This is a genomic window from Pseudomonas sp. LAMO17WK12:I10, assembly GCF_900215185.1.
Taxonomy (GTDB): Bacteria; Pseudomonadota; Gammaproteobacteria; order Pseudomonadales; family Pseudomonadaceae; genus Aquipseudomonas; species Aquipseudomonas chlororaphis.
Genome location: NZ_OBDX01000005.1, coordinates 238,223 through 256,025 on the forward strand (window position 1 = coordinate 238,223; position 17,803 = coordinate 256,025).

Below are 17,803 nucleotides of genomic sequence, written 5' to 3' on the forward strand. Positions count from 1 at the left end.
GGCAATGTTTCAAAGAGAATTTGGAGCGCGTTATGGCAGGTCATTCCAAGTGGGCGAACATCAAGCACCGCAAAGAGCGTCAGGATGCCAAGAGAGGCAAGATCTTCACCAAGTGGATCCGTGAGCTGACGGTCGCCGCTCGTCAGGGCGGTGGCGAGCCGGGTTCCAACCCGCGTCTGCGCCTGGCCCTGGACAAGGCCCTGGGCGCCAACATGAGCCGCGACATCATCGATCGCGCCATCGCCCGTGGTGCGGGTGCGACCGAGGCCGACAACGTTGAAGAGTTGACCTATGAGGGTTACGGCCCGGGCGGCGTGGCGGTGATGGTCGAATGCATGACCGACAACCGCAACCGTACCGCCGCGGCCGTGCGCCATGCGTTCAGTAAATGTGGCGGCAATCTTGGCACCGACGGTTCGGTGGCGTATCTGTTCGAACGCAAGGGGCAGATCAGCTTCGCGCCGGGCGTCGATGAGGACGCACTGACCGATGCGGCGCTGGAAGCCGACGCCGATGACGTGGTCGTTCACGAAGACGGCTCGATCGATGTGTTTACCTCGTTCACTGGCTTCTATGCGGTACGCAACGCGCTCGAAGAGGCCGGTTTCAAGGGCGATGACGCGGAAATCGTCATGCAGCCGACCACCAGTGCCGAGCTGGATCTGGAAGGCGCCGAGAAGATCCTCAAGCTGATCGACATGCTCGAAGATCTCGACGATGTGCAGAACGTCTACTCCAACGCGGATATTCCCCAGTCGGTTGCCGAGCAGCTCGGCTGATAGCGCGATAAAAGATCGCAGCCTTCGGCGGTTTCCCCCCCTTTACACACAGGGTTACGCTGTACCTGTAGGGGAGCTGTCGAAGGCTGCGATTTTTTGTTTTTCCGGCTTCTCCCGGCGTTACCTTAGGCAACCGAATTTTCTCTTTGCAGGCGTTATGACTCTTATTCTTGGTATCGACCCGGGTTCGCGCATCACCGGTTACGGCGTGGTACGTGATACCGGGCGTGGCTGCGTGTACGTGGCTTCGGGCTGTATTCGCACGGGCGCCGGCGAGCTGCATGAGCGGCTGCAAATCGTCTATCGCGGGGTTCGCGAGGTCATTCAGACCTACGGTCCGGTGACCATGGGCATTGAAAAGGTGTTCATGGCGCGTAATGCCGATTCGGCCTTGAAACTGGGCCAGGCCCGTGGCGCGGCGATCGTGGCGGGAGCCGAGGAGAGCCTGGAAATCGCCGAATACACCGCCACTCAGGTTAAGCAGGCCGTGGCGGGTACCGGTGGGGCCAACAAGGAACAAGTGCAAATGATGGTCATGCACTTGCTCAAGTTGACCAGCAAGCCGCAGATCGACGCCTCGGACGCCCTGGCGATTGCCATCTGTCATGCCCACACCCGTTCCAGTCTGCTGCCCCACGGCCTGGGTACCGCACGCAGTCGTGGCGGCCGCCTGCGTCTCTGATAGCATCTGCGCAAACATTTGATGAGTGGAGTGTCCCGCGCCTGTCTGCCCGGCCCGGATCTTCGCTCTATGACTCGCCGGCCCCTGTTCTGGCCTGAGCTAAGGATCTGAAACGTGATTGGACGCTTGCGCGGCACCTTGGCTGAAAAACAGCCGCCGTACCTGATTCTCGATGTAAACGGCCTGGGTTACGAGGTGGAAGTCCCCATGACCACCCTCTACCGCCTGCCGTCGGTCGGTGAACCGCTCACCCTGCACACCCATTTGGTCGTGCGTGAAGATGCCCAGTTACTCTATGGCTTTGCCAGCAAGCGCGAGCGGGACTTCTTTCGCGAACTGATTCGCCTCAATGGCGTGGGGCCGAAACTGGCACTGGCGCTGATGTCCAGCCTGGAGGTCGACGAGCTGGTGCGTTGCGTGCAAGCGCAGGACACCTCGGCGCTGACCAAGGTGCCGGGGGTCGGTAAAAAGACCGCGGAGCGCCTGCTGGTCGAACTCAAGGACCGCTTCAAGGCCTGGGAAACCGTACCGAGCATGTTTGCCCTGGTACCGAACCAGCCGGATGCGCCGATGCCGGTGGCCAGTGCCGAGACCGATGCGGTCAGCGCCCTGATCTCCCTGGGCTACAAGCCGCAGGAAGCCAGCAAGGCCGTTTCCGCGATCAAGGAAAAAGGCCTGAGCAGTGAAGACATGATTCGCCGCGCCCTGAAGGGAATGATTTAAGTGATAGAAGCAGATCGTCTGATCGCCGCCACGGGCCCCCGTGAGCGCGAGGAAGTCCAGGACCGTGCGATTCGCCCCGTCAGCCTGGCCGAATACATCGGCCAGCCGACGGTGCGCGAGCAAATGGAGCTGTTCATCCAGGCTGCCCGCGGGCGCAGCGAGTCGCTGGACCACACCCTGATCTTCGGCCCGCCGGGCCTGGGTAAGACCACGCTGGCCAACATCATCGCCCAGGAAATGGGGGTGTCGATCAAGAGCACCTCGGGGCCGGTGCTGGAGCGCCCAGGGGACCTGGCGGCGCTGCTGACCAATCTCGAACCGCACGACGTGCTGTTTATCGATGAAATCCATCGCTTGTCGCCGATTGTCGAGGAAGTGCTGTACCCGGCCATGGAAGATTTCCAGCTGGACATCATGATCGGCGAAGGGCCGGCGGCCCGTTCGATCAAGCTCGACTTGCCGCCGTTCACCCTGGTGGGGGCGACGACCCGCGCGGGCATGCTGACCAACCCGCTGCGCGATCGCTTCGGTATCGTCCAGCGCCTGGAGTTCTACAGCACCGCGGACCTGGCGACCATTGTCGGGCGCTCCGCCGGCATTCTCGGCTTGCCGCTGGACCCGGATGGCGCCTTTGAAATCGCCCGGCGCGCCCGCGGGACGCCGCGTATCGCCAACCGTTTGTTGCGCCGGGTAAGGGACTTTGCCGAGGTTCGCGCCAAGGGCCACATCACCAAGCCCATCGCCGACCTGGCGCTGAACCTTCTGGATGTCGACGAACGTGGCTTCGACCACCAGGACCGGCGCCTGCTGCTGACCATGATCGAGAAGTTCGACGGCGGGCCGGTGGGGGTCGACAGCCTGGCGGCCGCCATCAGCGAGGAGCGGCATACCATCGAGGATGTGCTCGAGCCCTATCTGATCCAGCAAGGCTATATCATGCGTACGCCGCGGGGGCGTGTGGTGACCCGGCATGCCTATCTGCATTTCGGTCTAAACATCCCGTCACGATTGGGGGAGATGCCTGTGGTAGACGAATTCCTCGATGCCGTGGACGATTAATAACCGCTTGGGCAGCGATTTATTCGCAGCTTGTGCGGTCCTAGGGGGCTGGCATTGCCGTTATTTCGCCAGAAAGGCGTTCGAGAATGAAAAACAGTTGCCCGGCCGGATTGGCAACCTGAGGAGTAAGCACTAGAGTATGCGCGCGCAAAACGGGCTTGAGTCGTTCGCACATCGTTGTCGCGTTTATTACGAAGACACCGATGCCGGCGGCATCGTGTATTACGTTAATTACCTTAAGTTTATGGAACGGGCTCGAACCGAGCGGCTACGAGATCTGGGTTTTGCCCAATCGCAGCTGGCAGGGGAGAACCTGTTGTTCGTCGTGCATTCCAGCGAAGCGCGCTACCACGCGCCGGCGCGACTGGACGACGAGCTTCTGGTAAGTGCAGAAGTCATCGAATTGAACCGGGCCAGCCTGCGCTTCAAACAGCAGGTCAGGCGAGCCACGGATAATGCACTGCTCTGCGAAGGGCAGTTTCTGGTGGCCTGTGTGCGCACCGACAATTTGAAACCCCGGGCCATTCCCGAAGCTCTACGTGCGGCCTTCGCCGACGTGAGCGGCGCGGGTACACACTCAGAGCAGGAGATAAAGCGTGGAAGCTAACGTCGTCGACCATTCCTCCATGTGGAGCCTGGTCAGCAATGCCAGCATCGTTGTGCAGTTGGTAATGCTGACCCTGGTAGCCGCATCGGTGACCTCATGGATCATGATCTTTCAGCGCAGCAACCTGCTGCGTGCCGGTCGACGCGCCCTGGAGAGCTTCGAAGAGCGCTTCTGGTCGGGTATCGACCTGTCCAAGCTGTACCGTCAGGCGGGCAGCAACCCGGACCCTGATTCGGGCGTGGAGCAGATCTTCCGTGCCGGCTTCAAGGAATTCTCGCGCCTGCGCCAGCAGTCGGGCGTTGATCCCGAGGCGGTCATGGAAGGTGTCGCGCGTGCCATGCGTGTCGCCATCTCCCGCGAAGAAGAGAAGCTCGAGCAGAGCCTGCCATTCCTCGCCACCGTCGGCTCGGTCAGCCCTTACATCGGCCTGTTCGGTACCGTCTGGGGGATCATGAACTCCTTCCGCGGCCTGGCCAGCGCCCAGCAGGCGACCCTGGCGACCGTTGCACCGGGTATCGCCGAAGCCCTGATCGCCACCGCGATTGGCCTGTTTGCCGCGATCCCGGCCGTTATCGCCTACAACCGCTTTGCGGCCCGTGGCGAAACCCTGATCAGCCGTTACTACACCTTCGCCGACGAGTTCCAGGCGATCCTGCACCGTAAAGTGCACACCAGCGAAGAGTGAGCAGGTAAATCCCCATGGCCCGAGTTCGCCACAAACGCAAGCCGGTTGCCGAGATGAACGTGGTGCCCTACATCGACGTGATGTTGGTACTGCTGGTTATCTTCATGGTGACCGCGCCGATGCTCAATCAGGGCGTGAAAGTCGATCTGCCCAAGGTTTCCAGCGAAGCCTTGCCGCAGGACAACAACACCCAGGTCCTGACCATTTCGATCAAGGCTGACAAGACCTACTACTGGAACCTTGGCAGCGAAGTCGACACCGACAAGCAGATGGACAAGGCCATGACCTTGCCGCAGATGACCGACGCCGTGACCAAGATCATTCGCGCCGGCAATGAAGGCGGCAAGCATACCCAGGTGTTCATTCGCGGCGACAAGTCCGTCGATTACGGCGCCGTCATGGGCGCCATGGGCGGACTGCAGAAGGCCGGCGTCGGTAACGTTGGCTTGATTACCGAGGCGCCCTGATGCAGCAACAGCGAGAGCCGTCCGCCTCGGAAAGCTACTTCTGGCCTAGCGTGTGGGCAATTGCCCTGCACGTTCTGGTGTTCGGTATGCTGTTCGTCAGTTTTGCCATGACGCCGGAATTGCCGCCGTCCAAGCCGATCGTCCAGGCGACCCTGTATCAGCTGAAATCGAAAAGTCAGGCGACCACCCAGACCAATCAGAAGATTGCGGGTGAGGCGAAGAAATCCGCCGCGCGCCAGACCGAAGTCGAGCAGATGGAGCAGAAAAAGGTCGAGCAGGAAGCGGTCAAGGCTGCGGAACAAAAGAAAGAAGAGGCTGCTCAAAAAGCCGAGGAAGCGAAAAAGGCCGACGAAGCCAAGAAAGCGGATGAGGCGAAGAAGGCTGATGAAGCCAAGAAAGCCGACGACGCGAAGAAGGCTGCGGAAGCGAAAAAGGCTGAAGAGAAACAGTTGGCTGATATAGCCAAGAAGAAAGCCGAAGAAGAAGCCAAGAAAGCCGCCGAAGAAGAGGCCAAGAAAAAGGCCGCTGAAGAGGCGAAGAAAAAGATAGTCGAAGACGCGAAGAAGAAAGCCGCGGAAGACGCCAAGAAGAAAGCTGAAGCAGACGAGGCGAAGAAGAAGGTCGCCGAGGACGCGAAGAAGAAAGCCGCCTCCGACGCAGCCAAGAAAAAGGCCCAGGAAGCAGCGCGTAAATCCGCCGAAGATAAAAAGGCCCAGGCCCTGGCTGATTTGCTTTCCGATACGCCGCAGCGTCAGCAGGCCTTGGCGGACGAGCAGGGCGACGAAGTCGCGGGCAGTTTCGACGATCTGATTCGTGCTCGTGCGGCGGAAGGCTGGGCTCGTCCTCCTTCGGCGCGCAACAACATGACTGTCGTGCTGCAAATCGGCATGTTGCCGGACGGTACGGTGACTTCCGTGTCGGTGGCCAAGTCCAGCGGCGATGGTCCGTTCGATGCCTCGGCGGTAGCTGCGGTCAAGAACATTGGACGTTTGACAGAAATGCAGGGAATGAAGCCGAGCGATTTCGCTCCGTATCGTTCATTCAAGATGACATTCACACCTGAGGATCTAGCCTTGTGAGAAACCTTCTTCGAGGATTGCTTGTCGTTATTTGCTGTATGGCAGGGATAGCGACAGCGGATGAAAAGAACATTCTGGTCACCAGTGGCAGTGACCGGGCCACGCCCATCGCCGTAGTGCCATTCGGTTGGCAAGGGGGCAGCGTGCTGCCCGACGACATGGCGGAAATCATCGGCAACGACCTGCGCAACTCGGGTTACTACTCGCCGATTCCAAAGCAGAACATGATCAGCCTGCCGACCCAGGCCAGCGAAGTCATCTACCGTGACTGGAAGGCCCTGGGCGCCCAGTACATCATGGTCGGCAGCATTGTCCCGGCGGGCGGTCGCCTGCAGGTGCAATACGCCCTGTTCAACGTCGCCACCGAACAGCAAGTGCTGACCGGCAGCGTCTCGGGCAGCGTCGACCAGTTGCGCGACATGGCTCACTACATCTCCGACCAGTCGTTCGAAAAGCTCACCGGTATCAAGGGCGCCTTCTCGACCCGCATGCTGTACGTCACGGCAGAGCGTTTCTCCGAGAAGAACACGCGCTACACCCTGCAACGCTCCGACTATGACGGCGCTCGCGCGGTGACCCTGCTGCAATCCCGTGAGCCGATCCTGTCGCCGCGCTTCGCTCCGGATGGCAAGCGCATTGCCTATGTGTCGTTCGAACAGAAGCGTCCGCGCATCTTCGTTCAGCACATCGACACTGGCCGTCGCGAGCAGATCACCAACTTCGAAGGCCTGAACGGCGCGCCTGCCTGGTCGCCGGACGGCCAGCGCCTGGCGTTCGTGCTGTCCAAGGACGGCAACCCGGACATCTATGTGATGAACCTGGGTTCGCGTCAGATCTCGCGTGTGACTGCGGGGCCTGGCATCAACACCGAACCGTTCTGGGGCAAGGATGGCTCGACCATCTACTTCACCTCGGACCGTGGCGGCAAGCCACAGATCTACAAGACCAGTGCCGGTGGTGGCGGTGCGGAACGGGTGACTTTCGTGGGCAACTACAACGCCAACCCGAAACTGTCCGCGGACGAAAAAACCCTGGTCATGATTCACCGGCAGGACGGCTTCACAAACTTCAAGGTAGCTGCTCAGGATTTGCAGCGTGGCAACGTAAAAATCCTTACCGACAGCACACTTGATGAGTCGCCTACTGTTGCGCCCAACGGCACCATGGTAATCTACGCCACCCGCCAGCAGGGCCGGGGAGTCTTGATGCTCGTGTCCATTAATGGACGCGTGAGGCTCCCGCTTCCTACCGCTCAAGGCGAAGTCAGAGAACCGTCCTGGTCCCCTTACCTGAACTGACGCGGCGCTTTACGTTTTACTTAACACACTGGGGTTCATTAGGAGTTTCACGATGGAAATGCTGAAGTTTGGTAAGTTTGCTGCGCTGGCTCTGGCCATGGCTGTAGCTGTAGGTTGCTCCTCCAAAGGCGGCGACAACGCTGGTGAAGGCGCTGTTGATCCAAACGCTGGTTACGGCGCTAACACCGGTGCAGTTGACGGCTCCCTGAGCGAAGAAGCTGCTCTGCGCGCAATCACCACCTTCTACTTCGAATACGACAGCTCGGACCTGAAGCCAGAAGCCATGCGCGCTCTGGACGTTCACGCCAAGGACCTGAAAGCAAACGGCGCTCGCGTTGTTCTGGAAGGCAACACCGACGAGCGTGGTACTCGTGAGTACAACATGGCTCTGGGCGAGCGTCGTGCGAAAGCCGTTCAGCGCTACCTGGTGCTGCAAGGCGTTTCCCCAGCTCAGCTGGAACTGGTTTCCTACGGCGAAGAGCGTCCAGTTGCTACCGGCAACGACGAGCAGTCCTGGGCTCAAAACCGTCGCGTCGAACTGCGTAAGTAATTCGTCATGCGAACGTGCCGTCGTGCTCTAACTGTCTTGGCTCTCAGCCTCGCGCCGCTTTCGGTGTGGGCTGCGGTTCCTGTGGTCGATAACAACTCGGGCTATAACAATAGCGGAGGCAGTTATCCGCCAGCGGGTTATGGCACGAACGGCGCCTATGCCGGGGGAGGGGTTTCGACCCCTGTCTCGGCACAGGGCGAGCTGTTCCAGCAACTGCAGCAAATGCAGGATCAAATCGCACGGCAACAAGGTGTGATTGAAGTACTGCAAAACGATATTGCGCGTATGAAGCAGGAAAGCCTGGAGCGTTACCAGGATCTTGATCGACGCATTGGAGCGGGCGGTGCACCTGCCGCGACTCCTGATAATTCTTCTGCCGGTGGCGATGCCAGTGCCGCCGGTGCAGCTGCCGGGGCTGCCTCGCAAGCTCCAGCGGCAAGCAGTGAACCGGGCGATCCGGCGAAGGAAAAGCTGTATTACGAAGCTGCCTTCGACCTGATTAAGGCCAAGGATTTCGACAAGGCCAGCCAGGCTTTCGCCGCATTCCTGCGTAAATACCCGAATAGCCAGTACGCGGGTAATGCCCAGTACTGGTTGGGCGAAGTGAACCTGGCCAAAGGCGACCTGCAAGGTGCCGGCCAGGCATTTGCCAAAGTCTCCCAGCTGTATCCGAAGCATGCCAAGGTGCCGGACTCGCTGTACAAGCTGGCTGACGTAGAGCGCCGCCTGGGCCACACTGACAAGGTCAAGGGCATTCTGCAGCAGGTGGTGGCCCAATATCCGGGTACTTCCGCCGCCCAGCTGGCTCAGCGCGATCTGCAACGCATGTAATCGAGTTTGAGCTGTTTTGAAGAAACCCGCGCTTGCCGCGGGTTTTTTCGTTAGAATCCATACCCTTTTTATGAAACACGCTTCCTGGGATTACCGTGTTTGCGGGATTCCTCGAGGTGCCTGACGGAGGCGGACAGCCTGTTTAGCTGTTACGCCCGTGGCGACTATGCAAGACACATTGAGAATTACCGAAGTTTTCTACTCGTTGCAGGGTGAAACTCGGACTGCCGGCCTGCCCACCGTATTTGTGCGCCTGACCGGTTGTCCGCTGCGTTGCCAATACTGCGACAGTGCCTACGCCTTCAGCGGTGGCAGCATCCGCACCCTCGAGAGCATTCTCGAGCAGGTCGCCGGTTTCCGCCCGCGTTACGTCTGTGTGACCGGCGGCGAGCCCCTGGCGCAGCCTAATGCCATTCCCTTGCTCAAGCAGCTGTGTGACGCCGGTTACGAAGTCTCGCTGGAAACCAGCGGAGCCCTGGATATTTCCGCGGTCGATCCGCGGGTCAGTCGTGTGCTCGACCTGAAGACGCCGGGGTCGCAGGAAGCTCAGCGCAATCGTTACGAAAACATCGAACTGCTGACGCCGAACGACCAGGTCAAGTTTGTCATCTGTTCCCGCGAGGACTATGACTGGGCGGTTTCCAAGCTGATCCAGTATGGTCTGGAGCGGCGGGCGGGCGAGGTGCTGTTCTCGCCGAGCCATCACGACCTCAATGCGCGCGATCTGGCGGACTGGATCGTTGCGGACAACCTGCCGGTGCGCCTGCAATTGCAGCTGCATAAATATCTTTGGAATGACGAGCCGGGGCGCTGATATGAATGAACAAGTTGCCACTGAAAAGCGTGCAGTAATCCTGCTGTCCGGCGGTCTGGACTCGGCCACCGTGGTGGCCATGGCCCGCGCCGAAGGCTATCGCTGCTATACCATGAGCTTCGATTACGGCCAGCGTCATCGCGCCGAGTTGCAGGCGGCTGAACGTGTCGCTCGCGACCTGGGCGTGGTCGAGCACAAGGTGATCGGCCTCAACCTCAACGGTATCGGCGGTTCCGCGCTGACTGACAGCTCCATCGATGTGCCCGAGGCTCCGAGCGAAGGGATCCCCGTCACCTACGTGCCGGCGCGTAACACCGTGTTCCTGTCCCTGGCACTGGGCTGGGCGGAAGTGCTGGGCGCGCGGGACATCTTCATTGGCGTCAACGCCGTGGACTATTCGGGGTATCCGGATTGCCGTCCGGAGTTCGTTGAGGCCTTCGAGCGCATGGCCAACCTGGCGACCAAGGCCGGGGTAGAGGGGCAGGGGTTCCGTATCCAGGCACCGCTGCAGAACCTGAGCAAGGCCGATATCGTCAAGGCGGGCGTCAAGCTCGGGGTTGATTACGGCCTGACCGTGTCCTGCTACCAGGCCGATGATCAAGGGCGTGCTTGCGGCAAGTGCGACAGCTGCCGTCTGCGCGCGGAAGGTTTTGCCGCGGCCGGTGTCAGCGACCCAACACCTTATTTTTGATTTTTTCATATTGGGTGTTGAATTCTTTTTATAAATCAGTATTATACGCGCCACCACACAGCGGGTCGTTAGCTCAGTTGGTAGAGCAGTTGGCTTTTAACCAATTGGTCGTAGGTTCGAATCCCACACGACCCACCATTTTCTAGCAGTATTTAAAATCCGAAAGGCCCACGAAAGTGAGGATTTTCGGGTTTTTTTTTGCCTGCAGAAACGTGTAGGTGCGGGGCTGGAAGGTGTTTAAGGCACAAAACATACTTACAGACATGCAGCCGTCTGTGGCGAACCATAGTTTCGAGCCGACGTGATGTCAATATGGAATATTGCGAGGCTCGGGAGCGAGCCTGTGCAACTTTGTCAACTGGGCCCTGCTTAGAATGCGTGACCCTGTAGGCATCTAGCGGAATTTAGGTTGAGCGAGCTCCTCCAGATCTGGGTCTATGTAACCCAATCCAGATAGTGATTTAGTCTGCATACTCGTTGACCTGTCCCAGCTTCCAGGTCTGGGTTGAACTGGTTCAGCTCCAGTTATATGACTTGATGCCGACCCTATTGATCATCAATGTGAACAGGACTGAGGTCTCGGATAGCTACCATTTCACTTCCAGTGTCAGAAGGTGGTACTGGCTGGGCGTCTTCCAGGCCAGAAGGCACGGTCTTTGCCGCAGAGGATTGTTCTAGGTCACTTTCTGGCTGTAGTGGCGAAGTGATGTTATCAAGCAGATTCAGCAAAGCGGCAATCTCGGTTGTATCGCTTTGAGCTTTCTGTGGAAGTGAGCCTTCCAATGGCGCTGGACTGGTTACATGGGCGGATGAAGCCCTGGGGGGATTGCTGCGGTAAAGCTGGTGATTTTCCGCGGCGGAAGAGAGAGAACATTTCCTGCTCCATGAAAGATTCATGGGGCGGGCTTTTCCACTATCTGGAGAGTCCCGTTCAATGGAAAAACAACATCCGAGCCTTAACGCATTTCAAAGGCGATATGACATCATTCAGTTCCTGAGTGTTGCCTTCGCCTGGAAAATGACTCCTGCTATGAATTTGCTTTTCTTTGAGGTGGTTCGATGATGGCCAGGCGAGAATGTCTCGCAGGTTTTAATCTATGGGGATAATCCACCAATGGAGTAAGCATGAGACCAACCAAGATTGAGCTTCTCCTATTAGGGGCTGTAGCCATCCCGCTAATTGGATTTGTGCTGTACATGGCAGCGCAAATTTTGATTCCCGGCTTGTTCATTCCAACCGGCCAAGAGTGACGTGTAGCTCAGTTCTATTCAGGGGAGGGTACCAATGGCCATTTCACCGGCTAAAGCCGGCCCTTTCAGGTAGGGCTTTTACCCTTGTGAACCATTCCATTCGCTTTTAGGAGCCATTTTCCTTTTGGTCCATTTGCAGGCTCAGTCCTGGGGGAGATGCAACCTGGCCTCCATTGCGTCGTGCAGTATCCTGACGATCTCGATGATTTCGTCCTCGGCAAGCCGATAGAAGACGATATGGCGAGGGCTCTGGACCATGCCATTTGCAGTGGCAGCTCTCTTTCTAGAGTGGACCAGGTGAAAGCTTCTTAATCCGAACGCAACCTCGTCCCTCATGCTGCTGCCAATCCGCGTTGGTACGAGGGCCAGATCCTCGATCGCGGTGCGGATCAGTTCCTGATACCTAACCCTGGCGCCGGTACCGAAATGTACTTGTGTGTGTTTGAGAATGTCCGCGATATCAGAAAGGGCTGTGTTAGTTATCCGGTATTGCGTCATGCTCAGTGTTTCTCGGCAACTGATTGGGCGGCCTGCTCACCGATGTTTGCCAATAGCTGGCCCAGATCGCCGGAACCCGTGACCTCGATGAAACGACCTTGCTCCAGGTCCATCAGGCCAATAGAGGTGGCGTTTCGCAGAGCTTCAAGTTTCGCCGCCTCCTCGGATTCTCGCTGCTCCAAGAGACGCAGCGCTTCGCGCATGACTTCACTGGCGTTCTGGTAGCGACCAGACTTAACCAGGTCCTTGATGACATCCTCGTGATGGGGCGTCAGTACAACATTTCGAGTGGCCATGTTCTGCTCCAGCCGATTGGGAAGGGTGGTGATGGAAATGGCATATTATGCCAACGCACTTGCGAAAGCATAATTTTCAGTTTATATCTGATAGCAAGGTGCCTCATCTTTGAGGCTCAAAAGGGGCGCGAACAATGACCGCACATACATCCTCAGGACTTGCACATCGCGTTGGCTTTGGCCTTGGTCGAGCTGTATCCGTCCTATTTGCCAGTGGAGCCTCGCCCGTGCTCTGGCTTGCGAGAGCAGTGTTGGGTGTAGCTGTAGTGCTCTTCATGTTTGCACTGGGTATGCCCCGACTACTAAAACCATTGGTATGCATATCACCATTGCCATCTTCAAAAAGGCCATGATCATTGGTAGCGCTTGTCTAACCATGTCCATTGCCGGGAAGTAAGCCAACGATCCTAAAGCGATACCGAACGTGCCTCCTGTACGCGCCATACCGTTCCACACGGTTCCCCCAATCTGTCCTCCGTAGTCCGAGTAGACGTCTCCCTGGATTTGGCTAGAAGGGGATACCAGCTGCCTGATCACCGCCTCATTGACCTCATCCGACGACAACCACTTAGCCCATCCGAGGAACTTGGTCATCAGATCCGGATCAACTTGGGCTTGCAGGCGGTCTTTCAACCCGATGCCTCCGTCAGACCACCATTGTTTGCAAGTCGGATAACCACCGCCGCCAGACACCTCTGGAAGGCCTGCATCACGACTGGCGTTGTATGGCCATGAGGTGCGTGGAGTCTTGGAGTAATCGGTGTTGTAGTAGCCGGAGGTGTTCAGAAAAAAGTGGGAACCAATCCAGTTCAGGTCCTTGAGAGTTTCAGATGTACTTGCGGATGACCCTAAGTCAGGTTGCCGCATGAACAAGCGCGCTCGGGATGGCCCGTATCCACCATCTGCCGCTTGAACCTGGGGGCCGTTATTTGGGAATACCGCGCAGGATTGGCTGAGCGTTGGCGTCAGCTCCTGCCACTTGCCGGTCGTGCTATCGCCTTCTTTCAATTCACCGGCCGGCCAATAGCCGTCCTGTGGCTTTGCGAGCATTGGGAGGTAAGCGTGGACCTGGCCGTTACGGGTTGTAAGGTCACCCGCTCGTTGCGCCATGACGGCATAGATTCCCGAATGCGCGATATTTTCACTAGCTTGGCGGGCTCATCATGCTCAGCCGTCGCACTCGGCTTATCAGGGGCTTCGTAGAATTTCGCATCGCATACCGGGCAGAAAGGCAGCCCGATGTTTTGGGCTTCCTCGCACTGCTTGCAGCCCGGGGTTGCGCCAAACCGTGTGCCCAGTTCGCCCAGGTGCTGCTCGGCTGGCTGTGACGCTGCACTGCTCGGGAGCCCCGACTGGTTGACCAGTTGCATAGCCTGATCGAAGGTCAGGACGCGCCCCTTGAAGTACCAATTCGGCTCGCGGACATTGCTTAGAACCAGAGTGTTCAGCAGTGGTGCGGCTTGGCCTGGTGTACGCCGATGACCCGAGGGAGTGCGACGCCGAAGCGACGCTCAACCATTACCAGCTGCAAGCCCTGGTGCTGGTGTCGTCAATGGTGGCGGGAGACGTGTTCGTGGCCAGCCCGGACCAGGAGCGTCCCGGTTGCATCTTCAGTACGCGGCTGCAGCTGATCGAGTCCGACCGTGTCGGCAACCCGAACGGCAGCATGGATCGTGTGGACCTGGTGGAAGGTGTCGAGTTCGATGGGCTGGGTTCGCCTGTGGCGTACCACGTGTGTTCCGGCTACCTGGTCGACAGCGTCGAGCAGACGGTCGACGCCTCCGGCTGGTCAACAGCGCTGGAGTGCAACGGCGGCAAGAAGGGCAAGGCAAAGGCCAAGGGCAAGAAAAAGAAATCCGACAAGCCACTGAAGGTGGTCGACGTGAAACCGGTCTGAGCGGCCAGAGCACGCTGCCGACTCGGCCGGCTGGTTCTGGCACCTGGCCGGCCTCAATTCGCTGGCCGACAAGGGGCCCTCGGCGTTCGAGGCCATCACCCGACGGATCAACGGTGGACTCAACGGTCTGTATGATCGTCTGGCGATCTACAGGCGAGCCGAGCAGGTGCTGATGTGAAGGCGCTGAACTGGCGGCTTGCTGGCTTGATGTTGTTGTTGGGATTGGCCTTGGGTGGCCGGGGGGGCTGGATCCTGCAGGACTGGCGTTACGGCAAGCAGCTGGAGCAACAAGCCCGGCTGCAGGTGGAAAGCTTCAATCAGCTGAATCTGGCCGCTCGGCAGCGTGAAGAACAAGACAAACGCCTGGCCCTGGAGCAGCAGCTGCAGGCCAGTGATCAAACCCATTACCGAGTTTTAAGCGATGCACAACGTGATCAAGGTCGCCTGCGTGACCGTCTTGCCACTGCTGATCTGCGCCTGTCAGTCCTCCTCGAGGCTACCGATTCCGGCAGCGGATGTGCAGTGCCGGCCACCACCACCGCCAGCGGCGTGGTTCATGGAGCCGCACGCGCCCGACTTGACCCAGCGCATGCTCAACGAATTATCGGAATCACCAACGACGGCGATCAAGGACTGATCGCCCTGGCAGCCTGTCAGGCGTACGCCAGAAAAGTATCTACACCGAAGTGAAAAGGAGCGGCCGGTCTGGATGCGTCAACATCCACCCCGGCCGCCGTCCCTGCAGATTGCCCCAGCAAGTCCAGCCAAGGCTCCTGCTCCGTGCACAAAGCGCGGCGAGCTTAGCACCTATATATACAGTAAAGGTCTTGCTCTTAATGTCTACTCCTATCATCCCTTGGATGGGTGGCAAACGCCGCCTAGCCGACCGTCTCATTCCGCTCTTCCCGCCACACGAATGCTACGTTGAAGTCTTTGCCGGTGGTGCCGCGTTGTACTTCATGCGTCCCCAGCCGGCTCCCGTCGAGGTGCTTAACGACATCAATGGCGACCTGGTGACGCTTTATCGCGTCGTGCAGAATCACCTTGAAGAGTTTGTGCGCCAGTTCATTTGCTTCATCGGGAAACTCGGCGGGTGGAGTCTGGGTATTTTGCCAAAATCAGGAAGTCTTTTTCAGGGTGTCCCTAACTATCATTTCACTGAGCCAAAAGAGCTAATCCCGGCAGGGTAGCTACATCCACTGCGCTCATCAAAATCACGAAGCCAGGAAAAACCCCAGATTAATAGTCCAGTCCGTCACCTGGCCGTCCGTAGGGGGAGTGGCTTGCGGAACCTGGTTGCTGAGTTCCACTGGCGCCGTCCAACCACTAATACTGTCTCCGCTGGTTGTGGATACGTAGTAAAGTTCTCCGCTTCCGTTTTGATAAACGATATAGAGTACATTATCAGTAGAAACGAAGGCACCAGCCGCCGGTCCCGGACTGAAATTACCCCCATTCTGCTCTGACCAACCGGTTGAATCAGGAACGCCACACCAATCGCTCCACTCACCAGAGGCAGATAGTTTGTAATAAGACAAGGCGTTATGATACGAAGCATCGCTGGGTGGGGCACCCATGTAGAAGATATACAACTCATCATTAAAAACAACGGCAAAAGGCGCCACGCTATTGTTTATGCCACTGTTCTCAGTATTGATCGGGACCGTATTCACATTGGACCAGCTACTCCCCTGGCCACCTTGTACGTTCGAGATGCTATAAGCCACGGTATTGGCTGTTGTGTTGTAAAATACATATAATTGCTCATTGAACACGACAGCCGACGGCGAGGACGTCATATTGGCATTGGGCACCTGTACCGGGCTGTCCCACTCCTTCCAGATGTAGGATTGCAGGCTGTTATTACTTCCTTGAAAGAAAACATAGGCATATGGTCCAAACACCACTGCAGATGGCGCTGATGACATCGTTCCACCGCCAAAAATTTGGTCTTGCCCACTCCATCCTGCGTCACCAAGGGAGGAAACTAGCAGGGCTCCACCTATGCTTGGACTTTCAACAAAGCAACATAAATTTCCATTGAATACTATTGTTGATGGGCCGCGCTGCGTGGAATTTGCACCATTCGGCAAAGCAGTCATGGGAACGACTGCGGGTGTTGATCCAGGAACTAAAGTGGCGAACCAGAGAATTTTGTCATTTCCGGGGCCTTGCATCAAAAGATAAATTTTTGAATTGAACTCCACGATGCTAGGCGCATAAGAAATCTTGAGAGTGGCAACCTGATATGGCTCGCTCCAAGTGCTTCCATCAGAGGAGTAGACGTACCAGAATGTCGATGTATTGCTGCCTTGGTAGAAAACGTAAATCATGCCGTCATAGATCCCTGCTGATGGGACTGCGGACATGCTGACGTTGGGAACTTGCGTGTCGCCGGAGCAATTTCCCGACGTATCCATTACAAAATAAAAAAGCTCGTGATCGGGACTACCTCCCCCTTCTCCCTCATGGAAAACATAGAGTTTCTCTTCGCCGCTGGATGGATCAGTAAAGACGACCGTCGAGGGAGAACTAGCCATTGCGACATTTGGCACTGCCGTACTTGATGACCAGGTACTACCATCACTCGAGTAGGTGTACCACGGACCTGCATTCGAGATGCTTGAAGGGCCGCGGTAGAAAACATATAGCAAATTGTTGAATACAACGGCCGACGGGCAATTGGTCATTACGGCACCAGCACTGCTTCCATCGACGCTCTGTTGCGGGTTGATTTGATAGCAGGCCGTGTTACTCATTGTCCGATAGAACAAAGTTTCATTGGAGCTGTTACCCGTGCCAGAGGAACTTACCCCTTGCCAAAATACATATACTTGTCCATTGAAGGTTGCTGCTCCGGCCCCCGTTGATGTTTCCACAGGGATGTCCTTTGATACTAATGGATCGTAGAAAGTTACGATCTGCTGATCAGACCATTCCAAAGTAGTGGCATTTCCTGTATTGTAATAAAGATAGCTGGTCTGGTTTGATGAGCTTGGATAGAACGCATAAATTGTGTTTCCAGTGATCGTAATAGCGGGTGGATTGTTCATAACCTCATCGATCACGAAAGCTTGATAAATGGGTTGCCAAAGAATCTGGCCGATAGTATTTACTACTTTTTCCCCCCTCCAAATACATAGCCCTTTCTTGTCCGTAGGGGGGCCAAATATTCCTAGATACGCCTCGACGACGGTAGCCATAATGAGCTCCTTACAGCAGTGGATATGGTTAGGTTTGGAATTTTCTAAAAAACATGAGCATAGCCAAAATTAAGAATTTCATAACCTTGAATGGACTCAGGCTGGAAATACTCAACGGCTTGAAGCTTAGTATTAGATTGAGAATTGACTTATAATATATCGAGCTAAAAAATTTGAATTTGTCAATGTGGCGCGCTAATAAAACTCTGAAAAAGACTTCCTGATTTGGCAAAATCCACGGACACCCGTCACCGAGTTTTCCGATGAAGCAGATGACCTTTGCCGACGCCGAGTACGCCGGCAAGCGCAAACAAACTCGCATGGAAAGGGTTGATCACCCTGATTGAGCCGCACTACCCGAAGGGTGAGGTGGTCGTCCGGCTTATCCGTTGA

General features: G+C 57.0%; 18 protein-coding genes, 1 tRNA gene and 5 pseudogenes. 19 read left to right on the forward strand and 5 right to left on the reverse strand.

All coding sequences use genetic code 11. The annotated features are described in order from the left end of the window. The first annotated feature begins 32 nt into the window (after positions 1-32). The 14 genes from CRO75_RS08750 to CRO75_RS08815 all read left to right on the forward strand — a co-directional run bounded on the left by CRO75_RS08750 (position 33) and on the right by CRO75_RS08815 (position 10,403). On the forward strand, positions 33-779 hold the full coding sequence (locus CRO75_RS08750; protein ID WP_007931120.1) for a YebC/PmpR family DNA-binding transcriptional regulator: 747 nt from the start codon (positions 33-35) through the stop codon (positions 777-779). Between the two features lie 157 nt (positions 780-936). Further along, entirely contained in the window at positions 937-1,461 is a 525-nt protein-coding gene (gene ruvC / locus CRO75_RS08755) for a crossover junction endodeoxyribonuclease RuvC (protein WP_007931118.1), read from the forward strand. 114 nt (positions 1,462-1,575) lie between these two features. Further along, complete coding sequence (gene ruvA / locus CRO75_RS08760) at positions 1,576-2,184, forward strand: Holliday junction branch migration protein RuvA (protein WP_007931117.1); 609 nt, start codon at positions 1,576-1,578, stop codon at positions 2,182-2,184. After that, on the forward strand, positions 2,185-3,243 hold the full coding sequence (gene ruvB, locus CRO75_RS08765) for a Holliday junction branch migration DNA helicase RuvB (RefSeq protein WP_062824837.1): 1,059 nt from the start codon (positions 2,185-2,187) through the stop codon (positions 3,241-3,243). Between the two features lie 139 nt (positions 3,244-3,382). Next, on the forward strand, positions 3,383-3,850 hold the full coding sequence (gene ybgC, locus CRO75_RS08770) for a tol-pal system-associated acyl-CoA thioesterase (RefSeq protein WP_025805902.1): 468 nt from the start codon (positions 3,383-3,385) through the stop codon (positions 3,848-3,850). After that, positions 3,840-4,535 (forward strand): protein TolQ, encoded by a 696-nt coding sequence (tolQ, locus tag CRO75_RS08775; RefSeq protein ID WP_007931111.1) that lies wholly within the window; start codon positions 3,840-3,842, stop codon positions 4,533-4,535. Before ybgC ends, tolQ begins: the two co-directional genes overlap by 11 nt. Before the next feature lie 14 nt (positions 4,536-4,549). Continuing rightward, positions 4,550-5,002, forward strand: a complete 453-nt coding sequence (gene tolR / locus CRO75_RS08780) for a protein TolR (protein WP_007931110.1) — start codon at positions 4,550-4,552, stop codon at positions 5,000-5,002. Beyond that, a complete protein-coding gene (gene tolA, locus CRO75_RS08785; protein ID WP_097135005.1) occupies positions 5,002-6,081 on the forward strand; it encodes a cell envelope integrity protein TolA in 1,080 nt (359 codons plus the stop codon). Before tolR ends, tolA begins: the two co-directional genes overlap by 1 nt. 38 nt (positions 6,082-6,119) lie before the next feature. Next, positions 6,120-7,379 carry a Tol-Pal system beta propeller repeat protein TolB gene (tolB, locus tag CRO75_RS08790; RefSeq protein ID WP_007931107.1) on the forward strand — a complete coding sequence of 420 codons (1,260 nt, stop codon included), beginning with the start codon at positions 6,120-6,122 and terminating at the stop codon, positions 7,377-7,379. 52 nt (positions 7,380-7,431) lie between these two features. Continuing rightward, a complete protein-coding gene (pal, locus tag CRO75_RS08795) occupies positions 7,432-7,929 on the forward strand; it encodes a peptidoglycan-associated lipoprotein Pal (RefSeq protein ID WP_003178634.1) in 498 nt (165 codons plus the stop codon). A gap of 6 nt (positions 7,930-7,935) precedes the next feature. Beyond that, the gene (ybgF, locus tag CRO75_RS08800) at positions 7,936-8,760 is read left to right on the forward strand and encodes a tol-pal system protein YbgF (protein ID WP_007931106.1); all 825 of its coding nucleotides are present in this window, start codon (positions 7,936-7,938) and stop codon (positions 8,758-8,760) included. 166 nt (positions 8,761-8,926) lie between these two features. After that, a complete protein-coding gene (queE, locus tag CRO75_RS08805; RefSeq protein WP_007931105.1) occupies positions 8,927-9,574 on the forward strand; it encodes a 7-carboxy-7-deazaguanine synthase QueE in 648 nt (215 codons plus the stop codon). Position 9,575: 1 nt separating this feature from the next. Further along, on the forward strand, positions 9,576-10,265 hold the full coding sequence (gene queC, locus CRO75_RS08810; RefSeq protein ID WP_097135006.1) for a 7-cyano-7-deazaguanine synthase QueC: 690 nt from the start codon (positions 9,576-9,578) through the stop codon (positions 10,263-10,265). A 62-nt stretch (positions 10,266-10,327) separates the two neighbouring features. Then, a tRNA-Lys gene (locus CRO75_RS08815) sits at positions 10,328-10,403 on the forward strand. A 1,254-nt stretch (positions 10,404-11,657) separates the two neighbouring features. On the opposite strand, the gene CRO75_RS08820 is transcribed toward CRO75_RS08815, so the two are convergent. From CRO75_RS08820 to CRO75_RS33185, 4 genes and pseudogenes are all read right to left on the reverse strand, one after another. Further along, positions 11,658-12,014 (reverse strand): type II toxin-antitoxin system RelE/ParE family toxin, encoded by a 357-nt coding sequence (locus tag CRO75_RS08820; RefSeq protein WP_062824842.1) that lies wholly within the window; start codon positions 12,012-12,014, stop codon positions 11,658-11,660. A gap of 2 nt (positions 12,015-12,016) precedes the next feature. Beyond that, the gene (locus tag CRO75_RS08825; protein WP_097135007.1) at positions 12,017-12,310 is read right to left on the reverse strand and encodes a type II toxin-antitoxin system ParD family antitoxin; all 294 of its coding nucleotides are present in this window, start codon (positions 12,308-12,310) and stop codon (positions 12,017-12,019) included. 279 nt (positions 12,311-12,589) lie between these two features. Beyond that, positions 12,590-13,204, reverse strand: a pseudogene (locus tag CRO75_RS08830) (conjugal transfer protein TraG N-terminal domain-containing protein); the annotation flags it as partial. Positions 13,205-13,225: 21 nt separating this feature from the next. Continuing rightward, positions 13,226-13,420, reverse strand: a pseudogene (locus tag CRO75_RS33185) (TraU family protein); the annotation flags it as partial. 358 nt (positions 13,421-13,778) lie between these two features. Between CRO75_RS33185 and CRO75_RS08835 the strand changes: the two are divergent. The 4 genes and pseudogenes from CRO75_RS08835 to CRO75_RS08850 form a co-directional block, all read left to right on the forward strand. Then, a complete protein-coding gene (locus CRO75_RS08835) occupies positions 13,779-14,207 on the forward strand; it encodes a phage portal protein (RefSeq protein ID WP_256596198.1) in 429 nt (142 codons plus the stop codon). Further along, a pseudogene (locus tag CRO75_RS33190) lies at positions 14,206-14,385 on the forward strand (glycoside hydrolase family 19 protein); the annotation flags it as partial. The gene CRO75_RS08835 and the pseudogene CRO75_RS33190, both read left to right, overlap by 2 nt. 29 nt (positions 14,386-14,414) lie before the next feature. Beyond that, a complete protein-coding gene (locus CRO75_RS08845) occupies positions 14,415-14,897 on the forward strand; it encodes a lysis system i-spanin subunit Rz (RefSeq protein ID WP_097135014.1) in 483 nt (160 codons plus the stop codon). A 146-nt stretch (positions 14,898-15,043) separates the two neighbouring features. Then, positions 15,044-15,274, forward strand: a pseudogene (locus tag CRO75_RS08850) (DNA adenine methylase); the annotation flags it as partial. A 147-nt stretch (positions 15,275-15,421) separates the two neighbouring features. Here the strand turns inward: CRO75_RS08850 and CRO75_RS32525 are convergent. Then, complete coding sequence (locus CRO75_RS32525) at positions 15,422-17,410, reverse strand: hypothetical protein (protein ID WP_143503903.1); 1,989 nt, start codon at positions 17,408-17,410, stop codon at positions 15,422-15,424. Between the two features lie 263 nt (positions 17,411-17,673). Here CRO75_RS32525 and CRO75_RS32355 point away from each other — a divergent pair. Further along, positions 17,674-17,803 (forward strand): annotated as a pseudogene (locus CRO75_RS32355) (IS5/IS1182 family transposase); the annotation flags it as partial.